The organism is Nocardia neocaledoniensis (genome assembly GCF_029868625.1).
GTDB classification, from domain to species: Bacteria; Actinomycetota; Actinomycetes; order Mycobacteriales; family Mycobacteriaceae; genus Nocardia; species Nocardia neocaledoniensis_A.
Genome location: NZ_JARWOJ010000038.1, coordinates 1 through 11,944, shown reverse-complemented (window position 1 = coordinate 11,944; position 11,944 = coordinate 1). Strand labels below are relative to the sequence as shown.

Below are 11,944 nucleotides of genomic sequence, written 5' to 3'. Positions count from 1 at the left end.
GGGGGGGGGTTGCGGGGGGGGGGGGCGGCGCCCTCTCGGGGTGGGGGGGGGCCGGCCCCCCCCCGCGGGGGTGTGCATAAGCGCCGGGGGGGGGGGTTTGTCCCGCGCGGGGCCCGCGGCCGCTGGCGCGGCGGCGACCGTGTCGGAGAGTGTCTCAGGGGCGTCGGCTTTCGTCGATCGGGCTGAGTGCGTCATCGGTCTATCTCGGAGTAGGTGATCAGCCCCTGGATGCCCTGGTCGTCGTCGACGACGAACCACTGCTCGGCCACCAGCCGCGGATGACGGGCGCGCAGATCGGCGACCTCGGCGGCCATGAATGTCGAGGGGCGGCTCGCGGCGAAGCTGGCGTAGAAGAGGCCGCCCGGGCGTGACCCTCCCGGTTCGGAGGTCGCCGCGACGAGAGCGTCGAGGACATGCCGACGGGCTTGGTCGGTGGTGTCGGTCGCCCGTAGCAGGGGGCCGTCGATCCAGCACAGCGTCCACAGCCCCGACAGCGACACCGATCTGCGGACTCCGACCATGGCCTCGACCATGGCCGTTCGTGGGGCCTCGCCCTGGGCCGCGGGGGTGGCCGATTCGTAGTGCAGCCATTCGGGCAGTCCCTCCTCGAGGTCGCCGCGAACCCAGATGCCCAGCAGTGTGCTGTCGTGCCGACTCGCCGGCGAGAGACTTTCGCGCAGGTGGTTGACGTAGTCGTTGACCGCGGACACGGCCGCGTCCAGATCATCGACGCTGCGCACCAGCAGCATCATCCACGCCGAGGTCGTGCCGACCAGCCGAGGCTCCAGTCGGGCGACCTCGGCCACGATTTCGTCGTCTCGGGTGTGGTGTTCGAGCAGGTCGAGGACCTCGCCCACGGCGACGTCCCGGTCGGTCCGGGGCCGGAAAGGCAGCTTGCCGTTGAGGCGATAGCGATCGGTCAGACCGTCGCGGTTTCGCTCAAGGTACCCCGCGCGTTCGAGTTCGGTGATTATGCGCCGGGTCGCCCGCTCTGTGATGCCGACCTCCTCGGCGATCTGGGGCAGCCGCATCTGATCGTCACGGGCGATGCACAGCAGCACCCGAGCGTGGTTGGTGAGAAACGTCCAGTCCGTCACGCCTCGCACGCTACAACATGCGACAGTGATTTAACACATTCAAATACGTGTTTCCGATTTCGTGTATCTTGAATCGCGTTATGGCGTGATCGACAGCGCGCGATCGAGTTCCCGGAGGTTACTCGCGGCAATCGGGTGGCAACCGGGCCCGTGTTCGGGTGGTCATCGGGAACGGGTGAACGCGCGGTGGTGAGTGATCAGCGGCTTGTCCGCTGGGAGGAGAGGTCAGTGAGTGTGCTGCTGCTGATATCGGTGCTGTCGCCGGCGATGACCGGTCTGCTTTTGCTCGCGGGAGGGCGCACCGGCCGTCGCTGGGGAGTCGCGGTGACGGCGTTCGCTGCGGTGTCGGCTGTGGTGGTCGCGTGGTCGGTGGCGGTGCGCGGCCCGGTCGACGCGGTCGTGACCATCGGCTCGGGTGGGTCGGTGATGGCCGGGTTCTACGCGGATCGGGTGTCGGTGGTGTTGCTGCTGCTGGTGCTGGGTGTCAGTGCCGTGGTGCAGGGCTTCGCGACGCGGTACCTGCGCGGGGACGCCCGGGCGGACCGTTTCGTCGCGGCGACCGGGTTGCTCACCACGGCCACCGCGGCGATGGTCACCGCGGCCACGCTGATCGGTATGGCTGTGGCCTGGTCGGCGATCGGCCTCGGGTTGTGGTGGCTGTTGCGGGTCTATCGCGCCGATGCGTGGGTGCCGGTGGCGGTCACACGCACCGCACGCATGGTGCTCGTCGGCGATATCGCGCTGTGGACGGGGGTGATCGTGGCCACCGTGCAGTGGGGGAACGTCGACCTGCGCGCTCTCGAGCTGCCGACGACGACGTCGGCGCCGACGGGGCCGCTCGTCGCGGGAGCCCTCGTGGTCGCGGCGGTGGCACGGTCCGCGCTGGTCCCGATGGCGGGGTGGCTTCCGGCCACCGTCGCCGCGCCGACACCACTGTCGGCGCTGCTGCACGCCGGCATCGTCAACGGGGGCGGGGTGCTGATGCTGCGGTTGCACCCGATGATCGACTCCTACGCCGCGGTGATGGGTCTGGCCTTCGTCGCCGGCGCGCTCACCGCCGTCTACGGCACCGCGCTCATGCTGACCCGACCCGATGTGAAGTCCGCACTGGCCTACTCCACCGTCGGACAGATGGGATTCATGGTGATGACATGCGCTCTCGGCGCCTACTCCGCCGCGCTGTTCCACCTGGTCGCACACGGCATGTACAAGGCCGCTCTCTTCCTGGGGTCCGGGTCCGCGGTCGGCGACCATCTCGCAGAGCGCACCGCGCCACCGCGACCACTGGGCAGTGCGGGCGCGCGGCGCGCGTTCGGAGCGCTCGCGCTTGTGGTGCCCGCAGTGGCGCTCGCTGGTGCGGTGTGGCTGTGGGGATCGGTGTTCGGGCTCGCTCATTCCGGGACGGTGTTGCTGCTGGCGTTCGCGTGGGTGACGGGCACACACCTGGTGTGGGGCTGGTCCCGGCGCGTGAGCAGGCCCGGTCCTGCCTGTGTGTTCATCGCGGTGCTCGTCGCGGTGATGGTCGCCTACCTCGGCGCGCTGTCGGTCTTCAGCGCCTTCACCGGACCCGCGCTGCGGGCCGAGGGTCCGGCGGTGTTGGGCGCGTGGACGCTGATCCCGGTCTTCGCGGTGATCGCGGTGCTCACCCTCGCGCGGGTCACCACCGTCCCCGCGCTGGCCTCACTGCACAAGACCTTGTATGTGGCGTGTCTGAGTCTCGGCGATCTCGGTCCGCGCGCTCGCAGGACCTCGTTCCCCGGTGGCGCGCGCCGCACAGCGCCCGCCAGATCGTTCGTTCCCGCTGTGGTAGGAGAATCATGACAGTCACCGTCGATACAGTCACCGTCGATCAGAGCGCGGTCAGCCGCGCACAGCTGCGAGCCGAGATCAGCGTGGCCGCCCGCGTTCTCACTCCTGTGTGGCCGTTGAGCAGTTTCATCGCGGTCAACCCGCTCGGCGGGCTGGAACATCGCCGCTTCGACGACGCCCTCACCATCGCCAGTGATCTCTACGGTGCCCGCGGCACCCTCGGCGAGGCCGAGTTCCGTGCCGCCCACACCACCGGCCGCATCACGACGGCCGATCTGAGCGAGGCTCTCGAGCGCCGATTCCCCGACGCCGTCACCGCGGCACCGGTCGAGATCGGCGGTCGCGCCCACACCGCCGTCGATATCCTGCTGGCCGACCTTGTCCACGGATCGATCCCGTCACCCCACGCTCGTCGGCTTCTCACTCTGAGCGAACGCTTCTGCGCACGCACCGCGGCAGCGATCGACGCCCAAACCGTCAAATGGTGCTCGGCGTATCTGGATCTCTGCCAGGCCAGCTGGGTGTTGCCCGGCCGCGACCGAGGCTTCTACCGGGCCTGGGCCGATCTGGCGCCACGCGATCCCCGGCTCCCGGCGGCGGCTCGCCGCGCGCTGCGCCACCTCCCCCCTGATCCCGCCGAGGCTGTCTCGCAAGCGCTGGCTGTGCTCGGTGTCGGATCCGGCGGCGAACGGATCGCCTACCTGCGCGCGCATCTGACGCGGCTGCCGGGCTGGGCCAGTCACATCCTGTGGCGCAGCAACACACCCGGAGCCGGAATCGACCTGGTCGACTATCTCGCCGTCCGGCTCAGTTACGAGGCGCAGCTGCTCGACACCACCCAACTACCCGCACCGACGGCACCTGTTCCCGCTCGTCCATCGGATACGGCCACACACCGCGCCCGCCGCGCGGCACAGGCATTGGGCACGATCGATCTCGATGCCGCCGCCGAGGCGTCGATCAGCGGGATTCTCGAACGCATGCCTGTCGATTCGCGCCCCCTGGTGTGGCTCGACGCCTATGAGACGCACTATCGCCGCGGTCTGCTCGAGGAACTGGACCACCCCGCCCCCGCCCCGACCCGCGCCCGCGCCGACGCGCAATTGGTGTTGTGCATCGATCCCCGCTCGGAAGGACTGCGTCGGCATCTCGAGGCGCTGGGCGACTACGACACGTTCGGATTCGCGGGGTTCTTCGCTGTGGCCAGCCGCATCCACGCCCTCGCCAACGGTGACCCCACCATCGCGGCGCCTGCTCTGGTGACACCCCACATCGACCTGTACGAACAACCCGATCCGACGGCGCCCGCTGCGGCGCAGCGCCACATCGCCGGACTGCACACCCTCGCCGCCACCACCGACGCGGTCCACACCGCCAAAGCCGACCTGGCGGCGCCATTCGCCCTCGCCGAGATCCTCGGCTGGGCGAGCGGACCCGTGGCCGCCGCGAAAACCATCGCCCCCCGCCGCTACCGGCGCTGGCGCACCCGCACCCGGGCACGGATCGCGCCCCCCGCCCGCACCGTGATCGACACCGCTGGCGCGCTCGGTCTCGACCAGCGCGTGCAGATCGCCGAAACCGCCCTCACGGTCATGGGACTCACTCGCGGTTTCGCTCGACTGGTGGTGTTCTGCGGACACGGCGCCAACACCGAGAACAACCCCCTCCACTCGGCGTTGGCCTGTGGCGCCTGCGGTGGCAACCCCGGCGGGCCGAACGCTCGCGCCGCCGTGGACATCCTCAACGACACCGAGGTCCGCGGCAAGCTCCTCAGCCGCGGCATCGACATACCCGACGACAGCTGGTTCGTCGCCGCCGAACACGACACCACCAGCGACCACGTCACCATTCTCGATCGCCACCGGGTACCCGACACCCACCGCCCCGACCTCGATCGCCTCACCTCCGACCTGGCCGAAGCCGGACGCCGCCTCGCCGCCGAACGATCCCCCCTGCTTCCCGGCGCACCAGACCGACCGAGCCCGCACGCGGCGGCCCGCCACGCCCAGACCCGCAGTGCGGACTGGGCGCAGGTATATCCCGAATGGGGCCTGGCCGGCAACGCCGCGTTCATCATCGGACCACGCACTATGTCCGCGGGCATCGACCTACGCCGCCGCTGCTTCCTGCACTCCTACAACCCCGACGACGACCCGACCGCGACCGCGCTGGAAACGATCCTCACCGCACCGGTCATCGTCGCGCAGTGGATCAACTGCCAGTACTACTTCTCCACCGTCGCCCCCGACACCTTCGGCGCAGGCACCAAGACCACTCACAACGTCGTCGGCGGAATCGGCGTTCTCACCGGCCCGGCCGGCGACCTGCGAACCGGCCTGCCCTGGCAATCGGTCGCGGTCGGGGACCGCCTCGTACACGAACCGATGCGCCTGCTCGTCCTCGCCTACGCACCACACCAGCGAATCGACACCATTCTGGCCCGCAACCCCAAACTTCGCGATCTCGTCGACAACCACTGGATCACCCTGCTCGCCCGCACCGGCCCGTCCTCGCCCTGGCACCACCGCACCCGCAGCGGATGGACCCTGTATCCCACGAACGGAGCACAGCCATGACCCGCGCCGACCTCACGAGGATGACCAGAATCGAAGTCATCGTCCCGGGAACCGCCGCATCCGAGGTCCGCCGCCTCATCGAGCATTCCGGCGCCACCGGATACACCGCCATCTCCGGAGTCTCCGGCCTGGGCCACAACGGCTACCACCAAGGAGGACTGCTGTTCAACGAACAGGACACCCTCGCACTGCTCATCACCGTCATCCCCGATCACCGCGCCGATGCCCTCATCGCCGGCCTCCGCCCCCTGCTCGAGAACGCCTCCGGAGTCATGTTCGTCACCGACACCTACGTCAGCCGACCCGACTACTTCACGTAACCCACCCGCCACCCGTTCCTATGGGCCGCTGCGGCGGTGCGCTGTGGAGGGCGATCCGTGGACAGGGAGCGAACACCATACCACCACACCAGCGAGTGCCGCGCCCGGTCGGCTCGCGCCCCGGAGCCGTCCGGATGCCCGATCACTTCCGCTGAACCGAACAGAAACGGGTAAGACAAGACCATGCCAGACGACCACTGTGAGCCGCGCGGGCCCGAGGCGACCCGCACCCCCGCGCCGTCGACCCTGGTGCCGGGCACCGGGGAGTGGTTCCTGACACAGCAGCGCACCCGTCCGGATGTGCCGTTGCCGGTCCTGGTCGAAGAAGCGGCCGTGATCGAGCAGGCCATCGGTGTGCTGATGGCGGTCTATGGGGTGCCTACCGCTCACGCGGCGCGGGTGCTCACCTGGCGGATCCAGGACACAGGATCGGATGCGCGAGCGTTCGCCACCGCGCTGATCGCCGCGCTACCCGCTCTCCCGCCTGCCTTGCCCGAACAGCGGGCCGCGGTCGAGCGGCTACTGCTCAACCACACACCCGCTCCCCGATGACGACGAACGTACGCGGTAGCGACGCCACCGGGGGGCTGTCCCAACGTGACCAACGGTCGACACCCGATTGCCAGCGCGGCGGCTCGCCCGCGCAGGCATCGGGCAGCGACACACAACCCAATCGACGAAATGTAATTCGTAAGTTACGATTCATATATCGGGGGTGGTCGCCCACACCCCTCGACCGTGGTGACGCCCCCGATGCCCACCACCGCGGCGCCGCGTGCGCTGCTGTCCGAGAAGGAGCCGTCGTGGCTGCTGCGGTCGATACCCCGGTCGTGCTGGCACTGGATGTCACCGATCCCGATGTGGACGATGTCGATGCCCGGGTGGTGACGGATCTGGTGCCCGACCACGGGGTTCTGATCCTGGCGGTGCTGACTCCTCCCGCCCGCGCGAGCCTGAACGCACGACTGCTGGCGTGGCGCCAGGCCCAGCGCATCGACCGCGCCGATACGCTGGCCGCGCGACTGCGGGCGACCGCGAGCGGGCGCGGAATCACGGTGAGCGCGGTCTCGCAGGTGCCCGGCACCGGATTCTCGGCCTTGCCGCGCCGCGTCGCACGCGTGCTGGCGCGGCTATGCCGCGACCGCGGCGCGGGACTGCTGGTCCTGGCCGCCGGGCCGGACGCGTGGCTTATCACCGAGTGCACTCGCCGCCACCTGCGCGACACCGCGCCCGCCGGGCTGCGGATCCGCCGAATTCAGGACTACGCCTGGCCCGACGCGAGGCCGATGAGCACCTGACAGGACGCGCGCGGCGTGTGGCGAGTTCCCCGACCTATCCGATCCCGTGGAGAAAGGGGGCGATCGTGTCGGTGTCGGTGGTTGACGTAACCAGCGGTACTGGCCGTCATCATCCGCGATCTCCCCCGAGTTGTGGGCATCACCGAACGAGGCGTGCAGGCCGTTTTCGCCGAGAACGTCAGCAACGGCAATCTCACTCGAGTCAAGGGGTGGGCAAGAGTCACGTACCTGGGGCACGCGGGATCGATTTCATCAAGTTTCAGCAGTCAGGTGCGGTGGCCGTGCTACACCCGCACCTCCACTACCCACGGCCAGCGCCGCCTACGCCATCCCCTAGAAGCCGCCCACACCGCCCGTGCGCCGACCACCGAAGCCCCCGTGCACCGCGCGTCTTCCGCCCTCTACCTCGCCGTTCCTGGACCCCAGCCCCTGCCACCCGCAGACGACCAGCGTTGTTCGGTCGGTCCTCCGGTGAAGACCTGCAACCTCACCGGACGGGTGGGGGCCGGCCCCCAAACCCCCCTAGGCCCCGCCCCCCCCCCCCCCCGCCCCCCCCCCCCCCACAGCCCGCGCGCACCAGAACCCGATCCGCGCGTTGTGCGTCGCCGCGGCATGTACCGTCGTCGACGGCCGTCACTCGCCCACGCTGGATGCGTTGTTCCACGCCCATGTTCAGCGGCGAGAGGAACGCGGTGAACAAAGCGGTCGCCACCGCCGCGGCATGGGCAAGGTTCGCTGTCCCAGCGCGGATCGCCGCCACCACCTGCCCGGTGGAACCGCGACGGTACTCAGACCCGGACCCGAGGTGAACAACGACAGGCGAGGTCTCGAGCAGCGGCCCGTACCCTCCAGCCACGCACCGCAAACGACCGAGCACGCCGACACACGCATTCGACCACGTGCCACCAGCAAGAGCTCAGAATCACTGACAGCTACATGTCGCCACCCTTTGCCATTGCCAATCCGATACGGCAGGCACGCATCCCCAGCCTCTAGAGCTTCAGGAGGGTCTGTAAGTTCTCCGGTGTAAGTCCTGGGAACGATGGATGCTGTTGTGACTGAAGAGAAGTCGGAAGACGATGCAGCCGGGTCGGCTGCCGCGTCGATGGACGAGCAGATCCGGCGGTGGGCAGCCGAAGCCCGCCGTGACGGGCTGCAGCTGGTCGGTGAGGGCGGGCTGCTGGCCCGGATGACGAAGCTGGTGGTGGAATCCGCCCTCGACGGCGAGATGGACGACCACCTCGGCTATAGCAAACACGATCCCGCCGGCCGGGACGGCGGGAACTCGCGCAACGGAAAGCGGACCAAGACCGTCGAAACCGAGGCCGGGCCGGTGGAGATCGCGGTGCCCCGGGACCGCGACGCCAGCTTCGAACCGCAGATGGTGAAGAAGCGTCAGCGCAGGCTCGGCGGTGTGGAGAACATCGTGATCTCGCTGTCGGCCAAGGGACTCACGACCGGGGAGATCTCGGCGCACCTGCGTGAGGTCTACGGCGCCGAGGTATCGAAACAAACCATTTCCACCATCACCGACCGGGTTATGGACGCCATGGCCGACTGGCAGAGCCGGCCCCTGGACCCGGTGTATCCCGTGCTGTTCCTGGACTGCGTGAACGTGAAGATCAGAGACGGCAACGTCGCGAACCGCCCGATCTATGTGGCGATGGGCGTGACCGTGGACGGCACCCGCGACATCCTGGGGTTGTGGGCCGGCGAGCACGGCGACGGTGAAGGAGCCAAATACTGGCTGCGTGTGCTGGCGGAGCTGAAGAACCGTGGCATGGCCGACGTCTGCATCGTCGTCTGCGACGGGCTCAAAGGCCTTCCCGACGCCATCGCCCAGGTATGGCCGCAGGCGCTGGTCCAGGGCTGCGTCGTGCACCTTCTGCGCAATTCGTTCTCCTACGCCAGCCGCAAGGACTGGCCCGAGCTGGCCAAAGACCTCAAACCGGTCTACACCGCGCCGTCGGAGTCCGCGGCGCTGGATCGCTTCGCCGAGTTCAGCGACAAATGGGAGAAACGATATCCCGCGATCGTGCGGTTATGGACCAACGCATGGGCCGAATTCGTGCCGTTCCTGCAGTTCGACCAAGCGATCAGACAGGTCATCTACACCACCAACGCTATCGAGTCGGTCAACGCCCGCATCCGCCGCGCGGTCAAAGCCCGCGGGCACTTCCCGACCGAGGCCGCGGCGCTGAAATGCGTCTACATGGCGATCATGAGCCTGGACCCTACCGGCACCGCCCGGCAACGCTGGTCCAACCGCTGGAAAGCCGCCCTGAACGCGTTCGAGATCACCTTCGACGGACGCCTGTCCGCCGCCCGCACGTAACCGAATCACCCGAGGAAGGAGACGGACTTACACCTGAAACTGGACAGACCCGCTCAGGGAAAGGTGTGCGGGAGCGGGAAGGTGAGAATTTGCGCGCCGTCGGTGGAATGTCCAGTTAGCCTCGATTTTTCGTGCGTCCAGTTGAACAGGAGGTCGCCTCTGGTAGGTGATTGGTTCGTAAGCTCGTCGTCGCTTGCCGGTGGAAGTCCGGTCCGGGTAACTGCCAGGTGGCTCGGTAGCAGACTGGCGGCCTCATCTGGAAATGGGTGAGGTCGGAGCCCAGTGTCGAAAGCCCTTGAAGGGGGAGCGAAGATGCGGTCCGCAGCATGAAGCGAAGCCTGCGGCGTCGTTAGAGGTCCGCCCCTGAGGGGTGGGTGAAGAGAGTGCCGAGCCGCCGAAATCACGGTGAAGGCCATGGAAGGCACCGAAGACCTGGAGATGCAGGTGCCGAAGAACTCTCCGGCGTATGGGGCGTGGAACGTATCGATAGTGACGACGGGAACTGGAGAGGCCCTCACCGGCCCGGTGACCTGCGGAAACATGTCATCGGAGGGTGGTGCTCGATAACCGATGACCTCGGGAAACGGGTTCCTGCCGGAAGGGAGTCGGAGGCGGTCGTAGTACCGGTCGAGCCGGGCGGACAACACAACCGCCGGTGAGGGAAGGACCGCTGCTTCGTCGATGCGTCATGACTGTTGAGAGGGGCCTGGTGAGTGCCATCTATGGCTAGTTCCGCCACGTCGGGGTCCGGATCGGACCCGGTTCGAGCTTTGCAGCATGCGCTTTACCGGGCGGCCAAGGCCGATCCCCGGCGACGGTTTCATGCGCTGCGGGACAAGGTCTTCCGCAGAGATGTCCTGTGGCGTGCGTGGGTCGCGGTGCGCGCGAACAACGGTGCACCGGGTGTCGACAAAACCACCCTGGCCGAGGTCGAGCAGTACGGGATAGACCGGCTGCTCGATGAGCTGGCCTGCGAACTGCGGGAAGGGACGTATCGGCCGCTGCCGTTGCGCCGGGTGTGGATTCCCAAGCCTGGCGTCAGTGAGCGGCGTCCGTTGTCGATCCCCGCGGTGCGTGACCGGATCGTGCAGTCGGCGTGCAAGATCGTGCTCGAGCCGATCTTCGAAGCCGACATGGTGGATTGCTCGTTCGGGTTCCGCCCGAAACGTAGTCCGCACGACGCCTTGCAGGTCCTCGTGGACGAAGCGTGGCGGGGCCGCCGGTGGGTGGTAGAAACGGATATCGCCAACTGCTTTTCGGCGATTCCGCATGAGAAGTTGATGCAGGCGATCGAGGAACGCCTCAGCGATCGTGCCGTGCTCGGCCTTGTGCGCGCGATGCTGCGTGCGGGGGTGATGAGCGACGGAACGATGCGGCGCGAGGTGACCGGAACCCCACAAGGCGGTCCGATCAGCCCGTTGATGTGCAACGTGTATCTGCACCGGATCGACCGGCAATGGGATACCCGGGCGCATGGAGTGCTGGTCCGGTTCGCTGATGATGCCGTGGTGATGTGCCGTTCCCGGCAGCAGGCCGAAGTTGCGCTGGTGCAGCTGACGGCTCTGCTGTCCGATCTGGGTTTGGAGGCGAAAGCAGCCAAAACCCGGATCGTGCATCTCGCCGAGGGTGGTGAGGGCCTGGATTTCCTGGGTTTTCATCATCGGTGGGTGCGCGCGGAAGGACGCACCGGCGGCAAAGGAGTCGCCTTCCTTGCTCGCTGGCCCGCAGACAAGGCGATGCAGCATGCCCGCAACCGGATCCGGGCGATGACCGGCCGGAATCGGGTATTGCTGCGGGTGGAACGCATCGTGGAGGAGGTCAACAGCTTCCTGCGCGGCTGGGCCGGGTATTTCCGCTATGGGAACTCATCGCAGCGTTTCGAGAAGATCAGGAGTTATGCGTTGATGCGGATCGCGGGATTGATCGCGAAGAAGCACAAACGACCCCGAGCGTTCGGGCGATGGGTGATCGCCTTCGCGTCCGACGACCAACTCGGCCTGATCCGCCTTGACGGAACCGTGGTCGCGCCCAGGCCGTTCCGGGCCTGGCGGGTGATGCCGAATGCCGGCGGTGAACGGCGTCGGTAAGCCGTGTGCGGGAGAACCGCATGCACGGATTGATGTGGCGGGAGCTGGAATCGGAACACCAGAACAGTCACGGTGAGGAAGATGAACAGCCCGGTGGGAAACCACCCGGCACCTGCGGCTTCATCACCTGCCGCTGTCCAGGATCACCGCGCCAGCTCCCGACCCTCCGTGAGGGTGTCGGCTGGCCTGAGTGGGTTTGAGTTGCTGTTTTCGCGGGTGGGGGGGGGCGGGGGGGCGGGCGCCCCGCCCGCCGGGGCGCGCGCGGGGCGCAGACGGGTCGGCCGTGTGAGTTTGGGTATTTCAGCTATGGGAACTCATCGCAGCGTTTCGAGAAGATCAGGAGTTATGCGTTGATGCGGATCGCGGGATTGATCGCGAAGAAGCACAAACGACCCCGAGCGTTCGGGCGATGGGTGATCGCC

The 11,944-nt window shown here is 67.8% G+C and carries 8 protein-coding genes; 7 read left to right on the top strand and 1 reads right to left on the bottom strand.

Features of this window, described 5'->3' with window-relative positions:
• Nucleotides 1-191 precede the first annotated feature (191 nt).
• On the bottom strand, nt 192-1,097 hold the full coding sequence (locus tag QH270_RS01810; RefSeq protein ID WP_063832113.1) for a helix-turn-helix domain-containing protein: 906 nt from the start codon (nt 1,095-1,097) through the stop codon (nt 192-194).
• A gap of 228 nt (nt 1,098-1,325) precedes the next feature.
• Here QH270_RS01810 and QH270_RS01805 point away from each other — a divergent pair, with 228 nt between their 5' ends.
• The 7 genes from QH270_RS01805 (at nt 1,326) to ltrA (ending at nt 11,522) form a co-directional block, all read left to right on the top strand.
• On the top strand, nt 1,326-2,918 hold the full coding sequence (locus QH270_RS01805; protein WP_104897572.1) for a proton-conducting transporter membrane subunit: 1,593 nt from the start codon (nt 1,326-1,328) through the stop codon (nt 2,916-2,918).
• The gene (locus QH270_RS01800; RefSeq protein WP_043601197.1) at nt 2,915-5,482 is read left to right on the top strand and encodes a DUF2309 domain-containing protein; all 2,568 of its coding nucleotides are present in this window, start codon (nt 2,915-2,917) and stop codon (nt 5,480-5,482) included. The genes QH270_RS01805 and QH270_RS01800 overlap by 4 nt, the downstream gene beginning before the upstream one ends.
• A gap of 20 nt (nt 5,483-5,502) precedes the next feature.
• On the top strand, nt 5,503-5,802 hold the full coding sequence (locus tag QH270_RS01795; protein ID WP_228807839.1) for a P-II family nitrogen regulator: 300 nt from the start codon (nt 5,503-5,505) through the stop codon (nt 5,800-5,802).
• Between the two features lie 183 nt (nt 5,803-5,985).
• Nucleotides 5,986-6,354, top strand: coding sequence for an ANTAR domain-containing protein (locus tag QH270_RS01790; RefSeq protein WP_052373434.1), 369 nt, complete (start codon nt 5,986-5,988; stop codon nt 6,352-6,354).
• A gap of 251 nt (nt 6,355-6,605) precedes the next feature.
• Nucleotides 6,606-7,100, top strand: a complete 495-nt coding sequence (locus QH270_RS01785; RefSeq protein WP_104360076.1) for a hypothetical protein — start codon at nt 6,606-6,608, stop codon at nt 7,098-7,100.
• Nucleotides 7,101-8,205: 1,105 nt separating this feature from the next.
• Nucleotides 8,206-9,435, top strand: a complete 1,230-nt coding sequence (locus QH270_RS01780) for an IS256 family transposase (protein ID WP_228801771.1) — start codon at nt 8,206-8,208, stop codon at nt 9,433-9,435.
• A gap of 722 nt (nt 9,436-10,157) precedes the next feature.
• A complete protein-coding gene (ltrA, locus tag QH270_RS01775) occupies nt 10,158-11,522 on the top strand; it encodes a group II intron reverse transcriptase/maturase (RefSeq protein ID WP_280338585.1) in 1,365 nt (454 codons plus the stop codon).
• Nucleotides 11,523-11,944: the final 422 nt, after the last annotated feature.